We start from the raw sequence: 25,915 nt of genomic DNA on the forward strand, positions 1-25,915 counted from the left end.
TTCGCGAAGGCTCTCCCACAGCACGGGGCCCGCGGATGCCGGCCCCGGAAGGCGAGGGAAGACGATGCACCTCCCGCTGGCCACCGACCGGCTGCTGGTCCGGGACTGGACCTCTGACGACGCCGACGTGCAGGCGGCGCTGGACCTCTACGGCCGACCCGAGGTCACCGAATGGCTGACCCCGGTGATCTCCAACGTCGCCGACCTGGCCGCGATGCGCGCCGTCGTGCACTCCTGGATCGAGTCGCAACCCAACCTCGTCCCGCCGACGGGCCGCTTCGCGATGCAGCGCCACGAGGACTCCCAGGTGGTGGGCGGCTTGGTCCTGCGGACGCTCCCGCCGCACGACCACGACCTCGAGCTGACCTGGCAGCTGCGCCCCGAGGAATGGGGGCACGGCTACGCCACCGAGGCCGCGATCGCCCTGCTGCACTGGGCTTTCACCTTCGACATCGACGAGATCTTCGCGCTCACCCGACCGGACAACACGCGCGCGATCGCCACCTCCCAGCGCCTCGGGATGGACTGGGTAGGCGAGACGACCAAGTACTACGAGACCTCGCTGCAGGTCTACCGCGTCAGGCAGAGCGATCTGCCGGAATTCGCGAGTCGCGGCAAAACCGAAGACTGACCAGGCAAGATCACGTAACGTGGTGAAATCGTCCGCCATCGGGTGATCACAACAGGCCCGGACGGCGGTTTCGGGATGTAATCCTTGAGTAGTCGCTCGAGCGCCGAACCAAGGGGCGCACCCGACGGAGGAACCTTGCCAACGCCACCCGCCCGGAATCCGGTCCCGCCGCGGCGCCCCAGAGGGCGACCGCCCGTCAGACCGCTCCCACCGCGCCGGCGCAGCAAGCCTCTCGGCCCCCGCGCCGTCGCGACCATCATGTCGCTGGTGATCCTGCTGGTCACCGGGTACGGCTGGAGCAACTACCGGCATCTGCTCAACGGCCTCGCCACCAGCGACGTCGCCGAAGGCGGTGGAGCCGATGGCGCGATCGACATCCTGCTCGTCGGCATGGACAGCCGCACCGACGCCCACGGCAACCCGCTGCCCGAAGAGGTGCTGCGCGAACTGCACGCCGGGTCCAACGACGCGTCGTTGACCGACACGGTGATCATGCTGCACATCCCCAACGACGGGACCAGCGCGGTCGGCTTCTCCTTCCCCCGGGACTCCTACGTCTCGATCCCGGGCCAGGGGCAGCACAAGATCAACTCGGCGTACGGGCGCGGCAAGGAGACCGAGGTCCTCAGCCAGCAGAAGAGCGGCGTGACCGACCCCGCGGCGCTGGACCGGGCGGGCAACGAAGCCGGTCGCAAGACGTTGCTGCGGACCGTGGAGAACCTCACCGGCTCCTCCATCGACCACTACGCCGAGGTCAACCTGCTGGGCTTCGCCAAGATCACCGAAGCCGTCGGCGGCGTGCCCGTCTGCCTGAACTCCGCGACCAGCGACTCGTTCTCGGGCGCGGACTTCAAGGCCGGCCAGCAGACGATCTCCGGCCCCGACGCGCTGTCCTTCGTCCGGCAGCGCCACGGCCTCCCGCGCGGCGACCTCGATCGAGTGGTCCGCCAGCAGGCGTTCCTCGCCGGCCTCGCTCAGACCGCGCTGTCCGGCGGCGTGCTGGCCAACCCGAACAAGCTCCGCGAACTCATCAACTCGGTGCAGGACTCCGTCGTCCTCGACCTGGGCGACGACTCCGACGTGCTCTCGTTCGCCGAACGGCTGCGCGGGCTCGCGGGCGGCGCGATCAAGTTCAACACCATCCCGATCGAGGACGCCGCGTACGACACGCCCGACGGCGAAGCCCTCAAGATCAGCCCGAGCGACGTCAAGGCCGCGGTGCGGTCGGCGACCCTCCCGCCCGGCGCGGCGGGCTCGCCGCCTCCGGAACCTCCGCCGACCTCGAACGCCGAGGAACCGGTGTCGACCCAGGTCGACGTCCTCAACGGCACCCGCACCTCCGGACTGGCCGCCAGGGTCCAGGACAAGCTCAGCGACCAGGGCCTCGAAGTCGGCACCGTCGGCAACACCGGCAAGCGCAGCTCCTCGGTGATCCGCTACGGACCGGGCGGGGAAGCGGCCGCGCAGGAGGTGGCCTCCCAGCTGGGCGGCATGAAGACGGAATCCCAGTCGTCGCTGGCCTCCGGTCGCATCCAGGTGATCATCGGCTCGGACTACGACCCGCCGGTCGGCCCGCGCTTCGCCCCCGGTGGCGCGCTGGCGCTGGACGGGACCGCGCGGCAGCAGGAGTCCGAAGCCCCCGCGCAGAACCCGATCAGCGCGGCCGGAATCCCCTGCGTGAACTGAACAACCCACTCCTGGCGGCCGGAACGTCCGCCCTCTGCGCGGGGACCAGCGAGCGGGCGCCGGGAATCGCTTGCGCCGCGCAGGAGGCGCCGATAGCGTGCACGCACGAGCGGTGGCCGCAGCGTCGTGACGTTGCGCCGATCGGATGTCGAAGCCCTTGGCGCCTGGGCCATTCGGGTTGCGCGAGAAGTCGGAGCACCGAGTGGTTCCGAAGATGACACCTCGCATTGACTCGCAGTACAGCTGAACCATCCCGCCGGACCGCACGCTCGGTGACCGTGCGCAACGTTGAGGGTGACCAGCCAGACCACCAGGTCAGCACGCCCACGACCAGCCGGGAGCAGGACGCGGTTCGGTTGCTGCTGCTGATCGACGGTGCCGCCGAACCCCTGCCCTCCCCCGCCCCGGAACCCGCGCTGGCCGAAGCGGTCGGCGTGCTGTCCGGTCAGACCAGGTTGCAGAAGCTCGACTTCTGGCTGCGCAGCCCGGACTTCCTCGCCGACGAGCTGCTCAACGAGTACGAGCGGACGGCCGAGGCAGAACTGCTGGTGCTCGCCGGCCGGATCCTCGATTCCGAAGAGCCCGAAGTCCGCCGCTACCCGATGCTCCGCCACCACTTCGGCGCCTACGAACCGCTCGACGACGCGCTCGCGGTCCTGCGCAGCGCCGGGCTGATCGTGCGGCGCCGACGCGGCCGGGTGGGCCACACGCGACGCCACGACTACTTCCTGCTCGCGCGAGGCAGGCGGGTGGCCCGCACGATCATCACCCGGGCTCCGGTCTTCCGCTACTACGTCGACCGCGTGCGGCTGGTGCTCGACCTCGCCGACGGGCGCGGTGGCAACCAGCTCCGCGATCGCCAGTACCTCCAGGCCGAGTACGCGAGCACCCGTCGCGGTGCACCGATCGCCACCATCACCGAGCGGGTCCGCGACCGGCTGGCACGGCTGCGGGCCGCACCGGCCGCGGCGTAGGAGGTGTGATGAGCAGCAGCGGGACTTCACCGATGCACGAGCGGATCTCGGAGGTCACCGGGATCCCCGCCCGAGCGGTCGCCGGATTGCTGACTTCGGGCGGGAACTCCCCCAACCCCGGGGTGCGGAGCCGCATCACCGAAGCGGAGCACGAGTGGCAGCACCTGGAGCAGATCCACCGGTTGGCCATGCAACGCCGCCAGGCCGACGAGCGCTCGCTCCACGACGTCGAGGAGAAAGGGGTCGCGCAGGTGTTGTTCCACGGCCTGGAACCGCACTCGTGCCCGCGCTGCGACACCCCGATCTCCGAGCAGCGGCGGCGCGAGGAGCGCGAGCGGCACCGGTGCGCGGTGTGCACCAGCGATCTGTCGGCCGCCGCGCCGGAATCCGACGAGCCGGAGATCGCCGCACGGCTGCGCCTGGCCGCCAGCGAAGCGAGCGAGACCACGGCGCTGGCCGCGCTGCGCAGCGCCGAGGTGGCCCTGGCAGAGCTCGTCGCCGAGCTCGCAGAACCGCCGCGGCCACGACGGGAAGACGACCGGCGCGATTCGCCCTCCGCGGACGGGCCTCGGTGATGCCGCGCCAACCGCCCGGCGCGGTCGCGGCCGGTCCGCTCGCGCCGGTCATGGCCCAGGCGCTGACCGGGGCGGCGGTCCGCAACGCCACGGGAGGACGCACCGAGCTCACCGAGTTCATCGACGGTCTGCCGCAGCAGCGCAGCCTGCTGGCGCTGGCCGCGACCGTTGACGAGCTGCTGGCCTGGCCACCGGTCGTCGAAGCCCACGGGGGGCAGCTGCACGACGCGCTGCTGCGCGATCTCGGGCCGCTCGTCGACAGCCACCCGCTGATCGCCGCGAGCCGTCTCGAAGGTGCCCTGCGGCTGGCGATCGCCGACGCGGTCGCGCCGTTCGCGGTGCTGGGCAGGCTCACCGGTGATGCCGCTGGGAGACCGGAGGAGTTCACCGAAGCACTGCCCCGCCTCGTGGGTGCGGCGATGGACCGGTGGGCAGGCGAACCCGGGATCACCGCACCGCTGCGCGACGCCCTCGACAGGTTGCGCCACGAAGATTCCGCAGCGGTCGACGCGGCCTACGAGCTGGGCTGCGACGAACTCCGGACCGCGTTGACCGCGACCGAGATGACCACCGCGCTGGAGGCGCTCAACGCGGCCCGCTCCCGGTTCGCCACGGTCGATTCCGCCGAGCAGTCCCGGCACGACGCCCGCGCCCACGCGGCCGCGTGCGACGCGATCCTGGCGTTCGCCGCTCAGCACCGCGGCAGGCTGGCGGACGCGGCGGATCGGCTCACCGCGGCGTTGGACCAGCGTTCGGCCTGGTCGCACGGCACGCACCGCCCGTCGTGGTTGCGCGCGCGCCACACGGCCGAATCCACGTGGCGGCGGCTGGTCTCGCTGCTGCGCGCGGCGGCGGACCGGCTGGCGGAGACGATCTGGATGGACGTCTGGGAGGCGCTCGGCGCGGTGCTCGACGCCTACACCCAGGCACGGTCGGTGCGACCGCTGCCCGGCGCGCGCCACGCACCGGGTCTCGCCGCCGTGGTCGAGCCGACGATCGAGAACGCGATCGTGCGCAGCCACACGCGACTCGCCGCACTGCGCCGGACCGTCCTCGAAGCCTCGGCCACCGAGAACCCGCGGGTACCGCCTCGTACCGCGCACCTGCTGCTGGACCGCATCGAGCGCACCCCCACCGGTGGTGGTCCCGGTTTCCCGGAGCCCGGGAGCTCGCCGGAGGCCGAGGACCGCGCCGCGACCTCGCGGGCCCACCGCCTCGCACCCGCCCTGGTGCGGGTGCTGGGGGAACGCCACGCGTCCGGGCTCAGCGCGGACTTGTGCGACGAGGATCTGCTGCTGCTGGACGGGGTGGTGCACAGCAGCGAGATCACCCGTTCCCGCACCGCGCACCCGGTGCTCGATCCGCTGCTGGAGACCCTGCTCGAACAGCTCGCCGACTCACCCGAGTTCACCGGGGACGTGCGGGCCACGTTCGGGCTCCTGCTGGAGCAGACCCTGCGGTTCCTGCTCAGCCGTGCCGACCTGACCTCGGCGACCTGGGGGTGGAAGGACGCGGACTACCGGCGGGCGCTGCGCGAGCGTGATCGGCGTCCGCGCGAGTCGGACCTGCAGCGGGATTACCACCAGTGGCTGGTCACCGGGCAGCTCGGCGGCCTGGTGTCGGTGGAGGCCACCGACGTGGCGATGGGCCGAGCCGACGTCACCACCACCTTCGGTTCGGTTCGCTACGTCACCGAGGTCAAGCGCGAGCTGCGCGACTCCTCCCGCAGCGGCATCGAAGCCGCGCACCTGGCGCAGGCCGCCGAGTACGGTTGCGCGAACGTCCCGTTCGGACAGCTCCTCGTGCTGGACCTGACCGCGCACGGGCGCGGGTCTGCTCGCGTCGACGAGCTCGTCTGGCTGGCGAGGCACCCGGCGCCGCGCGGTGGAGCGGACCGGTTCGTGATCGTCGGGGTCGTCACCGGCAACCGCTCCACGCCCCACGAGCTGTGATCAACCGCTCCCGAGAACCCGCTGCACGCTGTTGATCTCGAGCCCGGTTCTGTCCTGAGTGGATGCACCGGTCGAGTTGGGAGCGCCTGGCTACCCGAGGTCAGCGTCCGAAGTCCTGGGTCCAGTAGAGGCCGTTGTACTCGACGCCCACGCCGATCGTGCGCAGCGAGCAGTCCACGATGTTCTTGCGGTGGCCGCGGGACTTCATCCAGTCCCCGACCACCTGGTCGGCGCTGGTGTGGCCGCGGGCGATGTTCTCAGCACCCGGCGAGGGGTATCCGGCGTCGCGCAACCGGTCGCCGAACGTGCGGCCATCGGGCGTGGTGTGGCTGAAGTAGCCGCGCGTGGCCATGTCCGCGCTGTGCTCGGTCGCCGCCTTGGTCAGCCGGTCGTCGACGGTGAGCGGGGCGCAGCCGGCTTCAGCCCGCGCCTCGTTCACCAGGGACACGACCTCGTCCTGAACCGGGGGTTTCGGATCGGCCGACATGGACACCGCAGCGGTGCTCATCCCGGCACCGATCAGCAGCGCACCGGCCACTACGCAGAGCGTCGTCTTCGGGGTCATGGTCCGAAAAGTACGGCAGTTCTCAAGACCGCTTTCTGATCAAAAACGTTGCAGCGACCGGACTTCACACCATCTCGCTACTCCGGCCGAACTCCCCCGGGCAGCAGCGGCCGAGGTCGCCCCCACCCAGTGCGCCCGGGTCCTCAGTGTCCTGCCACCCCCACCTCGTCCGCCACTCCGCGCCGGTTCACCGGATGCGGTAGCGCAGCGGCAGGTGCTTGAGGCCGCCGACGAACGTGGTGGCGCTCCACTGCGGCTCCCCCGCCGCTTCGACCCGTTCGAGGCGCGGCACCAGCTCGGCGAAGAACGCCCGCGCCTCCATCCTCGCCAGGGTCGCGCCGAGGCAGACGTGGGCGCCGAAGCCGAACGACAGGTGCCGGTTCGGGTCACGTCCGACGTCGAACCGGAACGGATCGTCGAACACGTCCTCGTCGCGGTTCGCCGACGGGTAGCACAGCAGCAGCGACTCCCCCGCGGCGATGCGCTTGCCGCCCAGCTCGTAGTCGGTCGTGGCCGTCCGCATGAACTCCTTGACCGGGGTGACCCAGCGGATCATCTCCTCCACCGCCGTGGGGATCAGCTCCGGATCTCGTCGCAGCCGCTCCAACTCCTCCGGGTGCTCCACGAGCGCGTGCAACCCACCCGAGATGGTGGAGCTGGTGGTGTCGTGACCGGCGGTGGCGATGATGACGTAGTGCGACGCGGTGTCGAGGTCCGACAGGTGCTCGCCGTCGATGCGCGCGTTGGCGATCGTCGACGCCAGGTCACCGGTCGGGTTGGCTCTACGGTCCGCGGTGATCTGCTTGAAGTAGTCGAAGAAGTCGAGCAGGACTCGCATCAGCTCCTCCGGTGATCGTCCGCGCTGCAGTTCCGCGTCGTCGATGCCGAACAGCTCCTGCGTCAGCTGCAGGATCCGGGGGAAGTCCGATTCCGGGAGCCCCAGCAGCGACAAGATCACGTAGAGCGGGTAGTCGACCGTGACCTCGCGGACGAAGTCGCACTCGCCGCCCAGGCCGGCCATCTTGTCCACGTAGCGCTTGGCGAGTCGGCGGATGTCGACGTCGAGCTCGCGCAGCGCGCGGGGCCGGAACCAGTCGGCCACCACCGACCGCATCCGCTTGTGCTCCGGGTCGTCGATGTGCACGAGCGTCCGGAGCGCCTGCCCGTTCTCGGCGGTGTGGCGGTCCTGCTCGGCCTTCACCAGGATCGGGCGCGGTTCGTTGATGAACTTGTCGTTCTGCCGCTCCACCTCGATGAGGTCCGCGTGCCGGGTCACCGCCCAGAAGGGGTTGAAGGCCGGTCGCGGGTCGACCCGGTGCACCGGGTCCTGCTCGCGCAGCACCCGCAGCGCCGTGTGCAACCGATCCTCGTCGGCGTAGGCATCCGGATCGGCCAGCGTCAGCCCGGCCTCGTCGATGTTCACGTGAGAGTTCCCCCTGCGCACGTCGTTCCCCCGGTTGCTCGACGTTACGCACGTGAGCGAAGGGCTGACAAGAACTCGCCGCGGTGACGGGCCGTCGGCCCCTCCCGTCTCCGATCGCGAATGGTTACCTTGATCGCCATGCCCCTGCTCGGAAGTCCCGCCGTCTCGCGGTTGGTCGCCACGGTGATCCAGCGCGTCTCGTCGCTCGCCTCGCACAGCCGCCGGCACCACCGGTTCCCCGAGATCGCGGGAACGACCCGCCGGATCGAGGTGCCCACGACCTGCGGCCCGGTGCCCGCGACGCTGTACCTGCCGCAGGAGGGCGAGGCACCGCCGCTGCACGTCAACATGCACGGCGGCGGCTTCATCATCGGCTACCCCGAGCAGGACGACCCGCTGTGCCGCTACCTCGCGGCCCGCGCCCGCGTCGCGGTGCTCAACGTCGACTACCCGTTGGCGCCACGGCATCCCTTCCCGGTGCCGCCGAAGGCGTGCTTCGAAGTGGTGCGCTGGGCGGCCGAGCACGCGGGAGAGCTCGGCGTCGACCCGGACCGGCTCAGCGTCGGAGGCGCCAGCGCGGGCGGATCGCTCGCCACGGCCGTGGCCCGGCAGGCCCGCGACGCCGGAGGCCCGCACCTGGCGATGCAGGTCCTGCACTACCCCTCGCTGGACCTCGTGACCTCGATCCACGAGAAGATGCGCGTCCGCGGACGCGACGAACCCCCGTTCCTCAAGCCCTGGATGGCAGCGGTCTTCCACGACTCCTACCTGCCCGACCGGGCGCTGGGCACCGATCCGCTCGCCTCCCCGGCGCACGGCGCGAACGACGAGGACCTGAGCGGGACGGCACCGGCGCTGGTGATCACCACCGAGCTGGACCTGCTGCGCGCCGAAGGCGTGCGCTACGCCGAATCACTGCGCCGCGCAGGCGTTCTCCTGGAGCACCACGACGTGCCCGCCGCCGATCACGGCTACGACCAGCTCGGCGGTGAGAGCTCGCTGGTCCGCGAGACCTACGACCTCATCGCCGACCACCTCCGCCGCGCGCACTTCGACCGCTAAGCCCCGCTCATCCCCCGGGATGGTGCCGGGCGGTCAGCAGTAGAGTGATGTCCATGTCGAGCCCCCGAATCAGACACGTCGGGGGCTTTCGGCCACGCCTTCAGCCCCCTAATACCGGGCAAATCCCAGTTTTAGTCCAAACTGAGCAGACATTTCAGACATGATCATGGCTCGGTTTGGACTAAGGGGTCGTTTCAGAATGCGGCGGAGCCGCTGTTTCAGGTGTGGGACTCAGCTGGCACCGCCGCGGGTTCTCACACGTCGTCTGGCGAGTACGCCGCGACGCCGTGTATTGGCATACATCAGGAGTGGCGCACGGAGTCCAGACGGCGTGTGAGGTTCCGCCACCCGCACCGCCAAGCAAGGTGATTCTGCAACGACCCCTAAAACTGGGATTTGCCGATGCTCGGCACCGCGAACGGGAGCGGAGGGTCCGGGACCGGTGCTGCTCTGACCGCTTTCGTCCTGACCGGCATCGCCCTGCTCGTGCTGCGCCCCTCGCTGGGGTTGATCGCACCGCGGAACCGGGGCGCCGGGCTGACCCGGACCTGATGCATGCCTAGCCGGTCGGGCGGTAGAGGATGCCGAGGAATTGCTGCAGGAGTCGTTCTCGCAGGCGTGGGCGGGCGATCGTGAGCATCGCGTTGATCTCGGCCATCCGGTCCGGCAACCCGGCGTCGCCGCCCATGCCCGCCGCCGCCAGCAGGTGGCCGAACTCCTCCTCGGAGAGCGAGTCGGGGTCGAGGTCGGCGAGGAACGCGGCGATGCCCTCGTCGACCACCACCGGCCCGGCTGCCCGTGCCGCGTACACCGAGGCGCGCAGCGCCGCCGCGAACTCGGCTTCACTCCCCCGGTTCGACGCGGTGACCGTGAGGTGGAGGTTGACCGGCGAATCCCCGTGGGCGAACTGCGGTTGCACGTACCAGCCGCGGGTGCCCATCTCGTCGGCCACGGTGAACAGGTCGATCCCGTCGTCCTGCGCGGTCAGCGCGAGCAGCGTCGAATCGGGTTCGGCGACCAGCCGCAGGCCGTCGATCGCGCTGATCTCCGTTCGCATCGCCTCCACGGCGTCCAGCGCCGCTCGCGCCAGGGCCAGGTAACCGTCGTCGCCGACGTGGCGCAGCACCGCCCACGCCGCGGCGAGCGGACCGCCGGAACGGGTGGACTGCAGCGTCGAGTTCAGCATCGTGTAGCCGGGCCACCCCGCGCTGGCGAAGAAGTGCCCGCGTCGCAGCTCGGCGTCGGCGTGCAGCAGCACCGACGCGCCCTTCGGGCAGTAGGCGTACTTGTGCAGGTCGACCGACACGCTGGTGACCCCGTCGACGGCGAACCCGAACTCGGGCACCTCCCTGCCCAGCCGCCGGAAGTAGGGCAGGACCCAGCCGCCGATGCAGGCGTCGACGTGCATCCGCACTCCGCGCGCGGACGCGTCGGCGGCGATCTCGGCGATCGGGTCCAGGACTCCGTGCGCGTACGAAGGCGCGCTGGCGACCACGAGCACCGTGTCGTCGTCGATCGCCGAAGCCATCGAGGCGGGATCCGCGCGGAAGGTCACCGGGTCCACGGGAACCACCACCGGCCGCACCCGGAACAGGTGGGCGGCCTTGTGGAACGCGGCGTGCGCGGTCGAGGGCAGCACCATGGCCGGTTCCGCGATGCCGGGATTGCCCTCGCGCGCCGCCAGCACCGCGAGCATGCAGGACTCGGTCCCGCCCGAGGTGACCGAACCGACCGTGCGCGCATTCCCGCCCAGCAGCTCGGACGCGGCGGCGACCAGATCGTTCTCCATCCGCAGCAGGCTCGGGAACGCCGTCGGGTCAAGGCCGTTGGCGCTCGCCGCGAGCGCGTGGGCGGCGGCCGAGAGCTCGTCGAGCCCGTCGAGCCCGCTGTCGTAGACGTAGGCGAGGGTGCGTCCGCCGTGGGTCGGCAGGTCGGCGGCGCGCAGCGCGCGCAAATCGGCCAGGACGTCGTCCGCGGAGCTCATCGTTCCTCCAGCACATCGCGCCGCAGCAGCGGCAGGCCCAGCATCACCAGCACGCCCGGCAACAGCGAGAAGCCGAGCAGGATCGCGGTCACCGCGCTGTCCGACTGCTGCGCGACCCCTTCGACACCGGACACGTAGCCGCCCATCCCGAGCACGAGTCCGAACAGGCCCGGCCCCAGCGCCATTCCGAGGGTTTCCGCGCCGGTCCACACCCCGGCCGCCACGCCGGCCCTGGTCTCACCGGTGCGCTCCTCCTCCGCGGTGATCAGGTCCGGCATGATCGCCAGCGGGAAGACCTGGATGCCCGCGTAGCCGACCCCGGCGAGCGCGACGAACACGAAGGACACCGCCACCGGTAACACCAGGGCGGCCGACAGACCCGCGCTGGCCACGCCGAAGGCGACGCAGGCGGCGCGGAAGCCCCAGAGCTTCCCCCACCGCTCGCCGATCCTCGGCCACAGCGGCATCGTCACCAGTGCCGGGAGCACGAATCCGACGAACAGCCAGGTCTGCACCGCCGGGTCGCCGAAGACGTACCGCGAGGCGTAGTTGACCCCGGCCAGCAGCGTCGCCAGCCCGAGGGCCTGCACGGTGTACACCACGACGAGGCGGCGGAACGATCGCCATCCGCGCATCGTGCTCACCAGCTCGCGCCACCGCTGCGCGCCCGGCCGCAATCGGCCCACCGGCGCCCCGCGCAGCCCCAGCAGCATGATCACCACGCCGAGCAGGATGATCGCGCCGATCACCACGCCCATCACCCGGTAACCGGCCACGCCGCCGATGCCGTTGGCGATGCCCGGGGCTCCACCGCCGGAGACGAGCACGGCCACCGCCAGGAAGCCCATCCGCCAGCTGGTGAGCCGGGTGCGTTCGGCGCGGGAGTCGGTGAGCTCGGCGGGCAACGCGTTGAAGGGCACCTGGAACAGCCCGAACGCGGTGGCGCACAGCAGGTACAGCAGCATCACGTACCCGGCGTCCAGAGCGGTGCGCCCGAAGCCCGGGTGGGCGAAGATGCCCGCGAACAGCACCGCGACGCCAACACCGCCGAACAGCAGGAACGGCCGTCGACTGCCGTGGCGCACCAGCCCGGCGTCCGAGAGCCGACCGGCGATGGGGTTGAACACCACGTCCCAGATCTTCGGCACGAGCACGATGGCACCGGCGATCGCGCCGGGCACGCCCAGGGTGTCGGTCAGGTACGGGAGCAGGAGCAGACCGGGGACGGTGGAGAAGGAGCCGGTGACCAGCGATCCGAACGAGTAGCCGAGCCTGGTGCGGGTTCCGATCCCTGCCTGGACGGGTTCTGGCACTGACGTTCCTCCGGAATCGCTCGCCTGGTCGCATGATCGCACCGCCCGGGGGGTTTCAGAACGACGTGGATTTGTTTCGTTACGCAACCGTCCGGCGTTCGCGGCGTGAGCCGCACCAAATTCGGGTGCCCGTTCCCCTCCGGTGTCCTAGGCTGCCCGCAGGCTCCTCGAACAGCGAAGCCGATCCGCGAGGCGCGCCAGCGGCAACACTGCGGCCCGACGCCCCGCATCTCGCCCTCGCCTCGTCGTTTCCAGGAGCGTCCATGTCCGCGTCCCTCCCCCGTGCTGCCCGGATGACCGGGGTCACCAGCTCTCCCGTGCGCGATCTGCTCGCGCTGACCCGCCGCCCCGGAGTGATCTCGTTCGCCGGTGGGCTGCCCGCACCGGAGCTGTTCGACTCCGAGGGCCTGCGCTCCGCCTACGCGCGAGCGCTCGCCGAACCCGACGCCGCCCGCGCCCTGCAGTACTCACCGACCGAGGGCGACCCCGCGTTGCGGGAGATCGTGGCCGACCGGCTCACCGGGCAAGGACTTCCCACCACGGGTGATGACCTGCTCGTCACCACCGGTTCGCAGCAGGGCCTGAGCCTCATCGCCTCCGCACTGCTGGACCCCGGGGCGGTGGTGCTGGTCGAGGAACCCGTCTACCTCTCGGCGGTGCAGTGCTTCCAACTCGCGCAGGCCCGGATCGTGCCGGTGCCCGCCGACGACGAGGGCATCGATCCCGAGGCGCTGGACCGGATCGCCGCGCGGGAGCGGCCGTCGTTGCTGTACCTGGTGCCGACCTTCTCCAACCCCACCGGCCGCACCGTCCCGGACGCCCGGCGCGACCGGATCGCCGAGATCGCCGCGCGGCGGGACTTCTGGCTCGTCGAAGACGATCCGTACCACGAGCTGCGCTACACCGGCCGGCCGCTGACACCGTTGTCCGCGCGGGCGCCGGACCGCTCGATCTACCTGGGCAGCTTCTCCAAGATCGTCGCCCCGGGCATGCGAGTGGGATGGCTTCGCGCGCCCGAATCCCTGCGCCAGCAGCTGACCATCCTCAAGCAGGCGGCCGACTTGCACACCTCGACCATCGATCAGGCGGCCGCAGCCGAATACCTCGCGACCGCCGACCTCGCGGCCCGGGTGCGCGTGCTGTGCGAGACCTACCGCGAGCGCCGTGACGCGATGCTGACCGGTCTGCGCGCGGTCACCCCGCCCGGCACCACGTGGACCGAGCCGGAGGGCGGGATGTTCGTCTGGGTGCGGCTTCCCGGCGAGGTCGACACCGCCGGGGTGCTGCGCGAAGCGCTGCAGCACGACGTCGCGTTCGTGCCGGGTGCCGCGTTCCAGGTGAGCGAGCCGGACCGGGCGACGATGCGGCTGTCGTTCACCACGTTCTCCCCGGAGACGATCGGCGAAGGGCTGCGCAGGTTGGCGAAAGCCCTGGGCTGATCTCGGCGTCGGCCGCACCGTCCGTCCGGTGGATTGCGCACGTCGGCGCGGCTGCAGCACGCTACCCTGAGCCATCCGTTGTGACCGCCCTCACCCGGACCGTCGCGGCGGAGCCACTGGGAGGGCTGATGCAGTCGATGCAGGGCGGGCGTCCGACGTTGCTGGGCGCGCCCACACCACGTGTCGAGGACGACCGGTTGCTCGCCGGACGCGGTCGTTTCATCGCCGACGTCGTGCTGCCGGGCGTGGTCGAGGCCGCGTTCGTGCGCAGCGACGTGCCGCACGCCCGCATCCGGGACGTGGACACGTCCGCGGCGCTCGACTCACCGGGCGTGCACGCGGTTTTCACCGGAGCGGACCTCGACCTCGACGCGGTGCCCGACCGGATGCCGTGGGTTCGCCCGGTGCGGCACTTCCCGCTCGCCCGCGAGCGGGTGCGCTACGTCGGATGCCCGCTCGCGGTCGTGGTCGCCGACGACCGCTACCTGGCCGAGGACGGCGCCGAACTCGTCGCAGCCGAACTGGAGTCGCTGTCCACTGTGGACACCGCCGAGCAGGCCCTGGCGCCGGACGCCGCGCTGCTGTACCCGGAGTGGGGCGACAACCTGCTGCTGTCCGTGCAACCCGACAGCGCCGAGGTGGACGCGGCGTTCGAGCGCTTCCGCACCATCAGCGGCACGTTCACCACGAACCGCCATTCCGCCGTCCCCCTCGAAGGACGCGGCGTGGTGGCCGAGTACCGCGACGACCGCCTCACGGTGTGGACCTCGACCCAGGCCGCGTACGTCGTGCGGGCCATGCTCTCCGCGGTGCTGGGGTTGCCGGAGCGCGACATCCGGGTCATCACGCCCGACGTCGGTGGCGGTTTCGGGCAGAAGAACGAGATCTACCCCGAGGAGTACGTCGTCCCGTGGCTGGCGATGCGGCTGCGCCGTCCGGTCCGGTGGATCGAGGACCGGCACGAGCACATGGTCGCCGCGACCCACGCCCGGGACACCGCGATCGAGCTGGCCGCGGCGGTGCGCGAGGACGGGACCATCGCCGCGCTGCGCGGCCGGGTGCGGACCGACCTGGGCTCCGGCGAGATCTTCCCCGCCGGGTACGGGCCCAGCCTCGTGGCCGTCGGTTCGTTGTGCGGGCCCTACCGGATCCCGCACCAGGCGATCGCGGTGCAGGGAGTGGTCACCAACAAGACGCCCACCGGCGGCTACCGGGGTTTCGGCGCTCCTGAGGGGACTTTCGCGATCGAGCGGCTCGTCGACAAGATCGGTCGTGAGCTGGGCGTCGACCCGCTGGAACTGCGCCGCCGGATGATCCTCGCGCCCGACGACCTGCCCTACGAGACGGCCTCGGGTGCGCGGCTGGAATCGGGTACGCACCGCGAGGCCTTCGAACGCGGTGTGGAGCTGGGCGAGCGGATGCTGGCCGAGGAGCGCGAGGTCGCCGCACCCGGCACCTACCTGGGCCTCGGGTTCGCCACCTACGTCGAAGGCGTCGCCTCCACCACCTTCTCCATCACCGGGACCTGGAGCAGCCAGGACTCCGCGGACGTCCGGTTCGACGCCGACGGCGGGGTCACGGTCGCGGTCGGCATCTCGGCGATGGGCCAGGGCGCGCACACCACGGTCGCCACGCTCGTCGCCGAGGCGCTGACGGTCCCGATCGAGCAGGTGCGGGTCGTCATGGGCGACACCGACACCGCGCCCTACGGCCTCGGCAGCTGGGCGAGCCGCAGCGCGCTGGTCGCCGGTGGCGCGATCGATCGAGCCTCGGAGGTTCTGCGGCGCAAGGGAACCGTCATCGCCGCCCACCTGCTGGAGGCCTCCCCCGACGACCTGGAGCTGGTCGACGGCAGCTTCCAGGTCCGGGGGAGCCCGGGCAGCGCGATCACCTGGGCGCAGGTCGCCCAGTCGGCGCTGCACCGGACCTTCGAGCTGCCGCCCGGGGTGGAGCCGGGGCTGGAGGCCCGCGCCGTCTACGAACCCACCGGTCTCGATCACGTCCCGCGCCCCGACGGCAAGATGAACGCCTGCGCGGCCTACACCAACGCCACCCACACCGCCGTCGTGCGCGTCGACGCCGAGACGGGCGTGGTCGAGGTGGTCCGGTACGCGGTCGTGCACGACTGCGGTCGCGTCATCAACCCGCTGACCGTCGCCGGACAGGTCCACGGCGGGGTGGCGCAGGGGATCGGCGGAACCCTCTACGAACAACTCCCCTACGACGACGGCCAGCCGTTGGCGACGACGTTCATGGAGTACCTGCTGCCGAGCGCGCGCGAGATCCCCGTGATGGAGGTCGAGGAGCTGGGCGGTCCCGCGCCCGAAACCCCGTTCGGTGTCAAGGGCGCGGGCGAGGCCGGGATCATCGGACCACCGGCGGCGATCGCGAGCGCGATCGAGCACGCCCTCGCACCGCTCGGTGTCACCGGGATCGACACCGTTCCGCTGACTCCCCCGGTGGTGCGCGGGCTGATCGAGGAGGCGCGCGCGTGAAACCACCGCCGTTCGACTACGCCCGCCCCGCGACGGTGGCCGACGCCGTCGCGCTCCTGGCCGCTGACGAGGACGCGAAGGCGCTCGCCGGCGGTCAGAGCCTGGTGCCGATGATGAACTTCCGGCTGGCCCGGCCGAGCACCCTGGTGGACATCGCCCACCTGCCCGGCATGTCCGGGTTGCACCGGGACGGCGAGGTGCTGGTGATCGGCGCCGCCACCCGCCAGCGCGCGATCGAGACCTCAGCGCTGGTCGCCGAGACCTGCCCGCTGCTGGCCGACGCCTCGCGCCACGTCGGGCACCACCAGATCCGCACCCGGGGCACCCTCGGCGGGTCCCTCGCCCACGCCGACCCGGCGGCCGAGCTGTGCGCCGCGGCCCTCGCCCTCGACGCCGAGGTCATCGCCACCGGGCCGGAGGGCACGCGCCGTGTCCCGGCCGGGGAGCTGTTCCTCGCCCCGTACCTGACGACGCTGCGACCTGGCGAGATCATCACCGAGACCCGCTGGCCGATTCGCCCGCGAGCGCACCACGGCTTCGCCGAGATCGCCCACCGGGCAGGCGATTTCGCACTCGCCGGGCTGGCCGCGGTGGTCGTGCTCGACGGGGTCGAGGTCGCGGACGCGCGACTCGCGGGCCTGGGCATCGCCGGGGCGGTGCGCCGCCTCCCCGAGGCCGAGGACGTGCTGCGAGGGCGTCCGCTCACGACCGCATCGATCCACGAGGCCGCCGACGCCGCCGCCGAGTCGGTCGATCCACCGCAGGACGTGCACGCCGATCCGGCGACCCGCCGGGCCGCCCTGCGCACCTCCACCCGGCGAGCTCTGGAGCTGATCCCGCATGGCTGACACGCCCACCGCGAACCGGGACATCACCGTGACGGTCAACGGGCGGGAGTTCCGCCGCCCGGTGCCCGCCAGGCGCCTGCTCGTCGACTTCCTGCGCGACGAGCTCGCGCTCACCGGCACCCACGCGGGCTGCGAGCACGGGATATGCGGTGCGTGCACGGTGCTCATCGACGGCGAACCCGCGCGGGCGTGCATCACGCTGGCCGTGCAGGCCGACGGGTCCGAGGTCACCACCGTTGAAGGACTCACGCCCGATCACGGGCTGAGCCCGATGCAGCAGGCGTTCAAGGATTGCCACGGGCTCCAGTGCGGTTTCTGCACCCCGGGCTTGCTCGTGACGCTCGCCGCCGCATCACCCGAGGACCACCCGGACGACGCCGCGATCCGAGAACTGCTCGGCGGCAACCTCTGCCGGTGCACCGGGTACCAGCACATCGTCGACTCGGTGAACCGGGCGTGGGGCCGCGCATGACGCGCGGGCGCTCCTGAGCTCAGCGCGACGCCGCGGAGCCCTCGCCAGATTCCAGCCCCGCCAGCGGTTCCGGGACTTCGCCCACGCACGCGATGCCCAGCTTCCGGGTCGCCCTGGTCATCGACACGTAGAGATCGCTGCGCCCGAAGCCGCCCGCCCCGAGGATCTCCGCGGGCTCGACGATCAGCACCGAGTCGAACTCCAAGCCCTTGACCTGGTTCGGTTCCAGCACCACGACCCACTCGGTCAGCTCGACCGGGAGCGGGACGTCGAGCACCGCGGCCAGCTCGGCCACCAGGCGGGGTGGCGCGATCACCGCGAGCTGGCCCGTCTCGTGCTTCGCGGCGACCTGGCCGACCAGCTCCCCCAGAGCGTCCCCGGACACGCGCTCCAGCCACGGCACCTCACCCGAGGAGCGCACCGACCTCGGCGGCCGCAACCCGGTGCCCGCGAGCAGGTCGACCGTCGCCTCCATGATCTCCGAGGGAGTCCGGTAGTTCACGGTCAGCTCGGCCAGCCGCCACCGGTCGGCCACGTGCGGCGCCAGCACCTGCCCCCACGAGCGGGCACCGGAGGACGTTCCGGTCTGGGCCAGGTCGCCGACGAGGGTCATGGACCTCGACGGGCAGCGGCGCATCAGCATGCGCCACTGCATCTCCGAGAGCTCCTGGGCCTCGTCGATGACGATGTGCCCGAACACCCCTGCCCCGGAACCGGTTCCGAGCAGCGCAGCGGCTTCGTCGAGCAACGCCACGTCGGCGGTCGTCCGCGGAGCGGAGCCGATCAGCTCGGCCACGACGTCCTCGGCGGCCAGCTCCGGCCACATCTCGTCGAGGGCGTCGACGATCCCCCCGTCGGCCAGCAGCGATGCCCGCAGGCCGTCGCGGTCCGCGGCGTCGATCATCTCGCGCGGCGAGGCGTCGTCCGGGTCCACGACCACGCCCGCCGCCGAGAGCGCCCGCAGGTCGGCGGCGCCGAGGCTGCCGTCCGCGCTGCCCCCGTCCAGCGCCCGGCCGTCGTCGTCGAGCACGACCGATTCCATCCGCTCGACGAGCAGATCGGCCAGCGAGCCCACGAGCTCGTTCTGGAAGACCAGCCGCGCCTGGTTGTGCGGCAGCCCCGCCTCGCGCGCCTTGTCCGCGGCGCGCCGGCACGACTCGGCGGCGAGGGACAGCGGCTGCTCCTCGAAGACGACCTCGACCGGCTCCTCCGGCACGAGGACGCGCGAGCGGACCGCGTCCGCGATCTCCTCGGCCATCCGGGCGGATCCCTTGCGCTCGGCCTCCGGGTCTTCTTCGGCCAGTCCCACGCCGTCGCCGAGTTCGGCGATCGTGGAGGCCACGACCCGGTTCTCGCCCAGTCCCGGCAAGACCTGCCCGATGTAGTCGAGGAAGATCCGGCTCGGCCCGATCACCAGCACACCGCGGTTGCGCAGGTGCTCGTGGGTGTAGAGCAGGTAGGCGACCCGGTGCAGCGCGACGGCCGTCTTGCCGGTTCCCGGCCCGCCCTGCACGACCAGGACGCCGCGCTCCGCCGAGCGGATGATGGAGTCCTGCTCGGCCTGCAAGGTCGTGACGATCTCGCGCATCCGGCCGGTGCGCTCCGCGGTGACGGCCGCCAGCAGCGCGGCTTCGCCGACGAGGTGCCCTTCGGAACCGTCCGAGTCCAGCAGCTCGTCGTCGACGGACACGACGGTCCGCCCGCGGGTGGTGATGCGGCGCCTGCGGCGCACGCCCTGCGGATCGGCGGCGGTGGCGGTGTAGAAGGCGCGGGCCAGCGGGGCTCGCCAGTCGACCAGCAGCTGCTCGTCGTCGGATTCTCGGAACACGCCGATGCGGCCGATGTAGGAGCTGGTCCCGTCGTTCATGTCCAGCCGGCCGAAGCACAACCCGTGCTCGATCCCGTCCAGGCGGGAGAGCTCGGCCTGCCACACCGCGACCGTGTCGGGGTCGCCGCCGGATTCGACCCGTGCCGCCGCCTGCTCCCGCGAGGCGTCGACGTGGGCGTACAACTCGGTCAGGTGCTCCTGCTCTAATTCGAGCTCGTCGCCGCTCACTACCCCAGTGCTCCCCTGCTCGGTCTTGCAACCAGCACAGAGTGCCCGAGTGCGGACGACAATTCCAGTCGCACCGCGCCGTCCGGTGTGGACTTCAGGTCATTCCCCCAGGAGGTCGGCGATCCTGCCGACGGCCCGGCGGGCGTGGTCGGCCACGCCCGCCGACATCATCTGGTCGATCTGGTCGACCGAGGCGAACGTGGTCAACAACACCATCCGCGCGCCCGTTCCGCGCTCGGCCAGCCTCATCTGCACGTGGCTCACGCCGAACTCGGTGGCGCGGTGGCCGTTCTCGTCGGTGGTGCCGTCCTCGAACTCCAACCGGTGCGGCGCGTCCACCGCGCAGATCTGCCACCACCCCCGGGCTTGCGCACCGCCGGGACCGACGAGCCGGTAGCGGGCTCGACCGCCGGATCTGAAGTCGTGGTCCTCGAATTCCGCGATCCATCCCGGGCGGGCCCACCAGCGTTCGAGCTTCCGACGGTCGGCCCACGCCTCCCACACAGCACCGGGCATCGCCTCGAAATCCGCGGTGACCGTCACCGTGAGCTCCTCGGCGTCGGTGATGACCTCGAACGCGGGCATGACCACTCCCCTCCCAGCCGGATCCCCCAGATCTGGGTAGCGCTCGCCGAGCGGGCGCGCAACCCGCCAGAGCGGGTGATCGCGGCACTTCCGGCACAGCGCCCATCGGCTTTCTCCCCGTTGGTCGCCGATGGCCCGCGAATGCTTAGATCGGGTGAGCGACGACCAGGAGGAGGAATGCGCCCATGACGTCCGCACGCGGGACCGAGGTGGACATCACCACGCCGGATGGTGTGGCTGATGCGTATCTCACGCACCCGGAAGGCGACGGGAAGCACCCCGGGGTGCTGCTGTACATGGACGCCTTCGGCTTGCGCCCGCACCTGCGCGCGATGGCCGACCGGCTCGCCGCCGAGGGTTTCACCGTGCTCGTGCCCAACCTCTTCTACCGGGCGGGCCGGACCCCGGTGTTCGAGCTCCCCGAGTTCATCGATCCGGGTGAGCGCCCGGAACTCTTCCAGATCATCGGCCCGATCATGCAGCAGCTCACGCCGGAACTCGCGATGCGCGACGCGGGCGCCTACCTGGAGTGGCTCGCTCGCAGCCCGCTGACCACGGACGAGCCGGTGGGCGTCACCGGGTACTGCATGGGTGCGGTGATGGCGCTGCGGACGGCCGGGGCCTACCCGGAGCGGGTCGCCGCGATGGGCGGCTTCCACGGGGGCAACCTGGCGACCGAGGAGTCGGACAGCCCGCACCTGGTCGCCCCGCACGTGACCGCCGAGCTGTACTTCGGCCACGCCGATCAGGATCACGCGCTGCCGCCCGAGCAGATCGAGCGGCTCGACGAAGCGCTCACCGAATCCGGTGTCCGCTTCCGGACCGAGGTCTACGAGGGCGCGTCGCACGGCTACACCCAGGCCGACACGGCCGCCTACGACGAAGCCGGGGCGGAACGCCACTGGGACGCCCTGCTGGAGCTGTTCCACCGCAACCTGCGCTGAACGACACCGACGCCGGTCCCGTCGCGAACCGTGGCGGGACCGGCGTTCTTCGGAGGGTTCGTCAGGTTCCGCCAGGTGCACCGCCACGCAGACCGATCCTGAAAGAGCGCTTCAGCCCTCGGGATCTGCTTCCGGGACTCCGACGATCTCGTGGGCTCGGGTGTTGCAGGACGGGCAGGTCGGCCACAGCCATCCGAGCTCGGAGTTGTCGACCGTGACCTCCTTCGAGCACAGAGTGCGCACGGTGACCCCGTGGTAGCCGTGGCGCGGCTTGGGATCGGTGGTCGCGTGCCGCTGCCCCTCGGCGGGGACCCAGCTGAACGGGTGCGGGCGGTACATCAGGCCACCGCTTCGCGCGAGCGCGGCTCGACGCCCGGCCATCCGCCCCCGGTCAACTCGAACGCGCTCGTCACGATCTTGAACGCTACCCGAACAACGAGCGTTCACACGCAACCCGTTCGGAGTAGTTGACCTCCCCGCAAGCACGAGAGACCAACCGAGACCACCACTCGCGGTGACAATTTCACGGTTTTAGAACCAGACTGATCGTGCATTCCGACTATAGCGGACACCGATGCAATTACGCGCCGTCATCGCCACGGAAGCCGTGGTGCGCGGTCAGGGCAGGGTCAGGATTCGCGGCCCGTCAGCGGTGATCGCGATGGTGTGCTCGGAGTGCGCCGTGTGCGAGCCGTCGGCCGAGCGCAACGTCCAGCCGTCCGGGTCCGTGACGATGCGAGCGGTGGTGCGCGCGAACCAGGGCTCGATCGCGATCGTCAGCCCGGGCTGCAGCTTGAGCCCGCGTCCGGGCTTGCCCTTGTTGGACACGTGCGGCGCCTCGTGCATGGTCCGACCCAGCCCGTGCCCGCCGAACTCGGTGTTGATCGGGTAGCCGTGGCCGGTGGCGACCTCCTCGATCGCCGCCGAGATGTCACCGAGCCGGTTGCCCGGCTTCGCGACGTCGATCGCCGCTCGCAGCGCCTCCTCCGTGCAGCGCACGAGCCTCCGGTCCTCCGCGCGCTCGGCACCCACGATCACGGTGCGAGCCGCGTCGGCGACCCACCCGTCGATGCTCACCGCGAAGTCCGCCGTGAGGACGTCGCCGTCGCGCAGCGCGTAGTCGTGCGGAAGCCCGTGCAGCACGGCGTCGTTGACCGACAGGCAGATGACGTTGCCGAACGGGCCCTCGCCGAAGGAAGGTGCGTAGTCCCAGTAGCAGGACTTCGCACCGCGCTCCTCGATCCGCCGGCGCACGTGGTGCTCGATCTCCATCAGGTTGACCCCGACCCCCGCCATGTCCCCGACCTCGGCGAGGATCTCGGCGACGAACGCGCCGGTGACGCGCATCTTGTCGATCTCGGCCGGGGTCTTCAACTCGATCACGCGCACTCCTACGACTTCTCAGCTTCGGTATTTAAATACCACGGTAGCACCTTGCGGGTATTTAAATACCACCGTAACCTTCGACGCGTGGTACGCCTTCCCCTCACCCCTGATCAGGTTTCCTCCGGTGCCCGCGTGGGCAAGGTGCTGCGGGAAGCCCGGGCGGGCCGCGACGCGACCGAGATCGCCCGCGCGGCCGGCATCTCCCCGGAGACGCTGCGCAAGATCGAGTCCGGCCGCCTGCCGACTCCGGCGTTCGGCACCGTGGTGGGCCTGTGCGACGCCCTGGACCTGCCGGTGCACGAGGTCGCCGAGGTCTGGCGCAGTGGAACGAGCCTGCGCAGCGCCTCCTGACCCTCAGCGCACGCGCCGCGCCTTGAGCACCACGTCGTGCGGGTGGTCCTCCTTGCCCGGACCGGTGCGCGGCCGGGTCTCATCCGTCTCCACCACCCAGTCGCCGTCGAGGAGCTTGGCGACGTCGGTGGGCTGGACGTACTCGTCCGGGTCGAACTCGGCGTCCGGCGGGAACGCCGCCGGGTCGTGCCCGACGTAGAGCAGCCTCCCACCGGGAGCGACGGCCTCCAGCAGCGCGCGCACCGGCTGCTCACCCCGCTCCTTCTTCAGCGCGAAGTACTGCGCGGAAACCAGGTCGAACGAGCCGGCCGGCGGGTGCTCGTCTGCCAGGTCCGCCCGGACCCACGCGATGTTGGCGGCGACGTCGGGTGCGTGCTCGGCGGCCGCCGCCGCACCACGCTCCACCGCGATCCGGGAGATGTCGGTCGCGGTGACCTTCCACCCCTGCGTGGCCAGCCAGATCGCGTCGCCGCCTTCACCGCAGCCCACGTCGAGCGCCTGCCCCGGCTGCACTCCCGCGACCTCCGCGACCAGGACGTCGTTGGGGTTCCCGCTGAAGAGCCGGTCCTGCTCGCCGTAGCGCTCGTCCCATTCCGCCGCGCTCATGTGGTCTCCTCCCCCGCGGTGCACACCGTGCCGGCTGTCGCCCATCGCCACCTCGCAAGTCCGGTTCTCCGCCGCCGCGCTGAAGGTGTCCCGAGCGGCCGCGACGGCGCGACCGGTCTCCTCCTCGATCAGATCCATGTTCAGCATCGCCCCGGTTCCGGCCCCGGCCGCCGCCGATGCGATGACCGTCGCGCGCAGGTCGGTGGTGTTGCCGGCAACCCACACTCCCCGAGCGGCCGTCCGGCCGTTCTCGTCGGCAGGCAGGTACTCACCGCCGCTCGGGTGCGCGGCCGGTTCGAGCCCCAGCCCGGCGGCGAGCTCGGTGCGCGCGACCATCCGCGAGGCCACCGCCACGGCGCGCAGCCCCACGACCCGCCCGTTCCGGAGCCGGACTCCGGTCAGCTCGTCTCCCGCGACCTCCAGAGCCTCGACCGGTTCCGGGACGACGTCGACCCCCCGGGCCGCGAGCTTCTCCGACTCCTCCTCCGACGGAGGCTCGGACCCGTTGAGCAGCAACGTGATCCGATCGCTCCACTGCCGGAACAGCAGGGCCTGGTGCACGCTCATCGGGCCGGCCGCGAGGACGCCGATCGGTTCGTCGCGGACCTCCCAGCCGTGGCAGTACGGGCAGTGCAGCACGTCGCGCCCCCACCGCTCGGCGAGTCCAGGCACGTCGGGCAGCTCATCGCGCAGCCCCGTGGCCAGCAGCAGTCGACGCGCGGCCGCTCGACGTCCACCGCTCAGCTCCACGACGAACCCCGACCCGTCCCGGCGCGCCGAGATCACCTGCGCGGCAACGATCTCTCCCCCGTAGTGCTCGACCTCGCCTCGCCCGCTCGCGAGCAGATCCGCGGGCGCCGCGCCGTCGCGCGAGAGGAACCCGTGCATGTGGGCGGCCGGAGCGTTGCGGGGCTCGCCTCCGTCGACCACCAGGACGCTGCGACGCGCTCGGACGAGCATCAGCGCGGCGTTCAGCCCTGCCGCACCACCCCCGACCACGACAACGTCGTACCTGGTCAGACCCTCGTTCTCCATCAGTGACCACCTCCACGGACCAAGGTGCCCGACCCTCCAGGATTCAGCAACGTTCTTTGCCGGGTCGGCAAGGAAGGGCTTCTCTCCCGCTCCTCGGGATACCCCGATCCATGATCGAGACCCAGCTCGGGGCACTGGTTCTCTCGGTGGCATGACAAGCGAACATCGCTCGTTCCGCTGCGCCCTCCGGTCCTGTTCACGGCCTGGCCGCGAACAGGACCGCGCTGCCCCGGTGGCGGAGCTCGAACTGCGAGAAACGCTGGGCGAGAGCCTGTTCGAGCCCGTCCACGTCGTCGTCGAGGTTGCTGAAGACGCCCTTGGCGTTGTAGGCGCTCATCATCGCCCGCGCCGCCCGGTTGTGGTGACCACCGGCGTTGACGAGCGTGCTGCCGAACAGGACGCCGCCCGGCCGCAGGAGGGCTTTGAGGTGGTCGAACACCACCGCCTTGCTCCCGATGTCGCCGGGCAGGCAGTGCAGCACGTAGCTCAGGCCGATCGACCCGTACGAGCCCGGCTGCAGGGAGAGCGGTGCGAGCACGTCTGCGGCGTGGAGCTCCGGGCTGAACCGGCGCAGCCGGTGCGACGCGAACCGGAGCACGTCGGGGTTGGCGTCCAGCAGCGCCAAACTCGGGTTCTCCCCGGGCAAGCCGCTGCGGTCCAGGTAGTAACCAGTCGCCGGTCCGACGTCGAGGTGGGCATCGCTGACGTGCTGCGCGTAGAGCGCGCGGATCGCGCGCGCCGGGCACCGCCACACCAGCGCGTTCGAGATGTGCACCACGACAGCGTCGTAGATCCGCAAGACCTTCGTCGAGTACAACGCCTGTCCGGCGAAAGCGGGGTCGGCCTCGTCGAGGGCGAACGCCTCCGCAGGTCTCGGCGCTCTCCTGTCTTCCGTCATCCTGGAATCGTCAGAACCCGTTCTTTCACATCGCTTGCTCGCAAAAGCCCCTGATCGCGAAGAACTCCGGCGTCGGCCCTCGGGAGCTGATCGCACCGGTCGGCTAGCCGATCTGCTTCTCGGCCGGTTGGCAGAAGAACTCCAGGGCGATGTGGTCGGGGTCGCGGAACTGGACCCCGGATCCGTAGTGAGCGTCGATGATGGCGCCGTGCTGGATGTCGAGGTCGTCCAGGTGGTGGCACCAGGTCTCCAGTTCGACCCGGTCGCGGCAGGCGAACGCCACGTGGTCCAGTCCGGCCCGGTGCTCGTCGAACGCGCCGCCCCTGGTCCCGCCCGGATGCGTGTGCAGACCGAACAGCTGTCCGTCCGGCAGCGCGAACACGGTGTGGTGGAAACCGCCGTAGGTCTCGTCCTCGTCGAGAACCGGTTCGGCGCCGAGCAGCGCCCGGTACCAGCGGGTGCTGCGTTCGAGGTCGGTCACGGTGATCGCCACGTGCGCGATGGGTGGGAACTCGGCCATGCCAGCCTCCTCGGGAACTGCGCCGGGAGAGCGGCGGAAGACCGCCCCGGCGCGGTGTCACTCCATGGTGCACACACCGCGCCGGTCGGGGAACCTCCTGGCAGTAGCCCGATGG

General features: G+C 71.2%; 24 protein-coding genes. 13 read left to right on the forward strand and 11 right to left on the reverse strand.

The window, feature by feature from the left end; genetic code table 11:
* Positions 1–64 precede the first annotated feature (64 nt).
* From ACYVF3_RS23040 to ACYVF3_RS23060, 5 genes are all read left to right on the forward strand, one after another.
* A complete protein-coding gene (locus tag ACYVF3_RS23040) occupies positions 65–631 on the forward strand; it encodes a GNAT family N-acetyltransferase (protein WP_461156326.1) in 567 nt (188 codons plus the stop codon).
* Between the two features lie 258 nt (positions 632–889).
* Positions 890–2,317, forward strand: coding sequence for an LCP family protein (locus ACYVF3_RS23045; RefSeq protein ID WP_461156327.1), 1,428 nt, complete (start codon positions 890–892; stop codon positions 2,315–2,317).
* Positions 2,318–2,595: 278 nt separating this feature from the next.
* Positions 2,596–3,291, forward strand: a complete 696-nt coding sequence (locus tag ACYVF3_RS23050) for a hypothetical protein (protein WP_461156328.1) — start codon at positions 2,596–2,598, stop codon at positions 3,289–3,291.
* A gap of 8 nt (positions 3,292–3,299) precedes the next feature.
* Positions 3,300–3,866 carry a hypothetical protein gene (locus ACYVF3_RS23055; RefSeq protein WP_461156329.1) on the forward strand — a complete coding sequence of 189 codons (567 nt, stop codon included), beginning with the start codon at positions 3,300–3,302 and terminating at the stop codon, positions 3,864–3,866.
* Positions 3,866–5,818 carry a hypothetical protein gene (locus tag ACYVF3_RS23060; RefSeq protein WP_461156330.1) on the forward strand — a complete coding sequence of 651 codons (1,953 nt, stop codon included), beginning with the start codon at positions 3,866–3,868 and terminating at the stop codon, positions 5,816–5,818. Before ACYVF3_RS23055 ends, ACYVF3_RS23060 begins: the two co-directional genes overlap by 1 nt.
* 100 nt (positions 5,819–5,918) lie before the next feature.
* Here the strand turns inward: ACYVF3_RS23060 and ACYVF3_RS23065 are convergent, their stop codons facing one another.
* Together ACYVF3_RS23065 and ACYVF3_RS23070 are read right to left on the reverse strand one after the other, a co-directional pair.
* On the reverse strand, positions 5,919–6,383 hold the full coding sequence (locus tag ACYVF3_RS23065; RefSeq protein WP_461156331.1) for a CAP domain-containing protein: 465 nt from the start codon (positions 6,381–6,383) through the stop codon (positions 5,919–5,921).
* A 187-nt stretch (positions 6,384–6,570) separates the two neighbouring features.
* Positions 6,571–7,806, reverse strand: coding sequence for a cytochrome P450 (locus tag ACYVF3_RS23070; protein WP_461156332.1), 1,236 nt, complete (start codon positions 7,804–7,806; stop codon positions 6,571–6,573).
* Positions 7,807–7,944: 138 nt separating this feature from the next.
* Here ACYVF3_RS23070 and ACYVF3_RS23075 point away from each other — a divergent pair, with 138 nt between their 5' ends.
* Both ACYVF3_RS23075 and ACYVF3_RS23080 read left to right on the forward strand, forming a co-directional pair.
* A complete protein-coding gene (locus ACYVF3_RS23075) occupies positions 7,945–8,868 on the forward strand; it encodes an alpha/beta hydrolase (protein WP_461156333.1) in 924 nt (307 codons plus the stop codon).
* Between the two features lie 402 nt (positions 8,869–9,270).
* Positions 9,271–9,420 carry a hypothetical protein gene (locus ACYVF3_RS23080; RefSeq protein ID WP_461156334.1) on the forward strand — a complete coding sequence of 50 codons (150 nt, stop codon included), beginning with the start codon at positions 9,271–9,273 and terminating at the stop codon, positions 9,418–9,420.
* 7 nt (positions 9,421–9,427) lie between these two features.
* On the opposite strand, the gene ACYVF3_RS23085 is transcribed toward ACYVF3_RS23080, so the two are convergent.
* Both ACYVF3_RS23085 and ACYVF3_RS23090 read right to left on the reverse strand, forming a co-directional pair.
* A complete protein-coding gene (locus ACYVF3_RS23085; RefSeq protein ID WP_461156335.1) occupies positions 9,428–10,852 on the reverse strand; it encodes a pyridoxal phosphate-dependent decarboxylase family protein in 1,425 nt (474 codons plus the stop codon).
* Positions 10,849–12,165, reverse strand: coding sequence for an MFS transporter (locus tag ACYVF3_RS23090; RefSeq protein WP_461156336.1), 1,317 nt, complete (start codon positions 12,163–12,165; stop codon positions 10,849–10,851). Before ACYVF3_RS23090 ends, ACYVF3_RS23085 begins: the two co-directional genes overlap by 4 nt.
* Positions 12,166–12,428: 263 nt before the next feature.
* Here ACYVF3_RS23090 and ACYVF3_RS23095 point away from each other — a divergent pair, with 263 nt between their 5' ends.
* The 4 genes from ACYVF3_RS23095 to ACYVF3_RS23110 all read left to right on the forward strand — a co-directional run bounded on the left by ACYVF3_RS23095 (position 12,429) and on the right by ACYVF3_RS23110 (position 17,419).
* Positions 12,429–13,604 (forward strand): aminotransferase-like domain-containing protein, encoded by a 1,176-nt coding sequence (locus tag ACYVF3_RS23095; RefSeq protein ID WP_461156337.1) that lies wholly within the window; start codon positions 12,429–12,431, stop codon positions 13,602–13,604.
* A 128-nt stretch (positions 13,605–13,732) separates the two neighbouring features.
* The gene (locus ACYVF3_RS23100) at positions 13,733–16,099 is read left to right on the forward strand and encodes a xanthine dehydrogenase family protein molybdopterin-binding subunit (protein ID WP_461156338.1); all 2,367 of its coding nucleotides are present in this window, start codon (positions 13,733–13,735) and stop codon (positions 16,097–16,099) included.
* Complete coding sequence (locus ACYVF3_RS23105) at positions 16,096–16,947, forward strand: FAD binding domain-containing protein (RefSeq protein WP_461156339.1); 852 nt, start codon at positions 16,096–16,098, stop codon at positions 16,945–16,947. The genes ACYVF3_RS23100 and ACYVF3_RS23105 overlap by 4 nt, the downstream gene beginning before the upstream one ends.
* Complete coding sequence (locus ACYVF3_RS23110) at positions 16,940–17,419, forward strand: (2Fe-2S)-binding protein (protein WP_461156340.1); 480 nt, start codon at positions 16,940–16,942, stop codon at positions 17,417–17,419. Before ACYVF3_RS23105 ends, ACYVF3_RS23110 begins: the two co-directional genes overlap by 8 nt.
* A 19-nt stretch (positions 17,420–17,438) precedes the next feature.
* Here the strand turns inward: ACYVF3_RS23110 and ACYVF3_RS23115 are convergent, their stop codons facing one another.
* Positions 17,439–19,475 carry a HelD family protein gene (locus ACYVF3_RS23115; RefSeq protein WP_461156341.1) on the reverse strand — a complete coding sequence of 679 codons (2,037 nt, stop codon included), beginning with the start codon at positions 19,473–19,475 and terminating at the stop codon, positions 17,439–17,441.
* Positions 19,476–19,574: 99 nt separating this feature from the next.
* Complete coding sequence (locus ACYVF3_RS23120) at positions 19,575–20,060, reverse strand: SRPBCC family protein (protein ID WP_461156342.1); 486 nt, start codon at positions 20,058–20,060, stop codon at positions 19,575–19,577.
* Between the two features lie 185 nt (positions 20,061–20,245).
* Between ACYVF3_RS23120 and ACYVF3_RS23125 the strand changes: the two genes are divergently transcribed.
* Entirely contained in the window at positions 20,246–21,004 is a 759-nt protein-coding gene (locus ACYVF3_RS23125; protein WP_461156343.1) for a dienelactone hydrolase family protein, read from the forward strand.
* A gap of 111 nt (positions 21,005–21,115) precedes the next feature.
* Here the strand turns inward: ACYVF3_RS23125 and ACYVF3_RS23130 are convergent, their stop codons facing one another.
* The gene (locus ACYVF3_RS23130) at positions 21,116–21,385 is read right to left on the reverse strand and encodes a zinc finger protein (RefSeq protein ID WP_461156344.1); all 270 of its coding nucleotides are present in this window, start codon (positions 21,383–21,385) and stop codon (positions 21,116–21,118) included.
* A gap of 237 nt (positions 21,386–21,622) precedes the next feature.
* Positions 21,623–22,387: a type I methionyl aminopeptidase gene (gene map / locus ACYVF3_RS23135; protein ID WP_461156345.1), complete on the reverse strand. Its 765-nt coding sequence runs from the start codon at positions 22,385–22,387 to the stop codon at positions 21,623–21,625.
* An 87-nt stretch (positions 22,388–22,474) separates the two neighbouring features.
* Here map and ACYVF3_RS23140 point away from each other — a divergent pair, with 87 nt between their 5' ends.
* Positions 22,475–22,741, forward strand: a complete 267-nt coding sequence (locus ACYVF3_RS23140; RefSeq protein WP_461156346.1) for a helix-turn-helix transcriptional regulator — start codon at positions 22,475–22,477, stop codon at positions 22,739–22,741.
* A 3-nt stretch (positions 22,742–22,744) separates the two neighbouring features.
* Here ACYVF3_RS23140 and ACYVF3_RS23145 read toward each other — a convergent pair whose 3' ends face one another.
* The 3 genes from ACYVF3_RS23145 to ACYVF3_RS23155 all read right to left on the reverse strand — a co-directional run bounded on the left by ACYVF3_RS23145 (position 22,745) and on the right by ACYVF3_RS23155 (position 25,800).
* Entirely contained in the window at positions 22,745–24,382 is a 1,638-nt protein-coding gene (locus tag ACYVF3_RS23145; protein WP_461156347.1) for an FAD-dependent oxidoreductase, read from the reverse strand.
* Between the two features lie 196 nt (positions 24,383–24,578).
* Positions 24,579–25,280, reverse strand: coding sequence for a class I SAM-dependent methyltransferase (locus ACYVF3_RS23150; protein ID WP_461156348.1), 702 nt, complete (start codon positions 25,278–25,280; stop codon positions 24,579–24,581).
* 103 nt (positions 25,281–25,383) lie between these two features.
* Complete coding sequence (locus ACYVF3_RS23155) at positions 25,384–25,800, reverse strand: VOC family protein (protein WP_461156349.1); 417 nt, start codon at positions 25,798–25,800, stop codon at positions 25,384–25,386.
* Positions 25,801–25,915: the final 115 nt, after the last annotated feature.

The organism is Saccharopolyspora tripterygii, assembly GCF_054778355.1.

Coding starts and splice junctions, on each gene's coding strand:
- ACYVF3_RS23120 (WP_461156342.1), bottom strand. CDS start 20,060: ATGCCCGCGTTCGAGGTCATCACCGACGCCGAGGAGCTCACGGTGACG.
- ACYVF3_RS23040 (WP_461156326.1), top strand. CDS start 65: ATGCACCTCCCGCTGGCCACCGACCGGCTGCTGGTCCGGGACTGGACC.
- ACYVF3_RS23080 (WP_461156334.1), top strand. CDS start 9,271: ATGCTCGGCACCGCGAACGGGAGCGGAGGGTCCGGGACCGGTGCTGCT.
- ACYVF3_RS23065 (WP_461156331.1), bottom strand. CDS start 6,383: ATGACCCCGAAGACGACGCTCTGCGTAGTGGCCGGTGCGCTGCTGATC.
- ACYVF3_RS23060 (WP_461156330.1), top strand. CDS start 3,866: ATGCCGCGCCAACCGCCCGGCGCGGTCGCGGCCGGTCCGCTCGCGCCG.
- ACYVF3_RS23095 (WP_461156337.1), top strand. CDS start 12,429: ATGTCCGCGTCCCTCCCCCGTGCTGCCCGGATGACCGGGGTCACCAGC.
- ACYVF3_RS23130 (WP_461156344.1), bottom strand. CDS start 21,385: ATGGCCGGGCGTCGAGCCGCGCTCGCGCGAAGCGGTGGCCTGATGTAC.
- ACYVF3_RS23085 (WP_461156335.1), bottom strand. CDS start 10,852: ATGAGCTCCGCGGACGACGTCCTGGCCGATTTGCGCGCGCTGCGCGCC.
- ACYVF3_RS23045 (WP_461156327.1), top strand. CDS start 890: ATGTCGCTGGTGATCCTGCTGGTCACCGGGTACGGCTGGAGCAACTAC.
- ACYVF3_RS23075 (WP_461156333.1), top strand. CDS start 7,945: ATGCCCCTGCTCGGAAGTCCCGCCGTCTCGCGGTTGGTCGCCACGGTG.
- ACYVF3_RS23110 (WP_461156340.1), top strand. CDS start 16,940: ATGGCTGACACGCCCACCGCGAACCGGGACATCACCGTGACGGTCAAC.
- ACYVF3_RS23150 (WP_461156348.1), bottom strand. CDS start 25,280: ATGACGGAAGACAGGAGAGCGCCGAGACCTGCGGAGGCGTTCGCCCTC.
- ACYVF3_RS23055 (WP_461156329.1), top strand. CDS start 3,300: ATGAGCAGCAGCGGGACTTCACCGATGCACGAGCGGATCTCGGAGGTC.
- ACYVF3_RS23145 (WP_461156347.1), bottom strand. CDS start 24,382: ATGGAGAACGAGGGTCTGACCAGGTACGACGTTGTCGTGGTCGGGGGT.
- ACYVF3_RS23155 (WP_461156349.1), bottom strand. CDS start 25,800: ATGGCCGAGTTCCCACCCATCGCGCACGTGGCGATCACCGTGACCGAC.
- ACYVF3_RS23100 (WP_461156338.1), top strand. CDS start 13,733: ATGCAGTCGATGCAGGGCGGGCGTCCGACGTTGCTGGGCGCGCCCACA.
- ACYVF3_RS23125 (WP_461156343.1), top strand. CDS start 20,246: ATGACGTCCGCACGCGGGACCGAGGTGGACATCACCACGCCGGATGGT.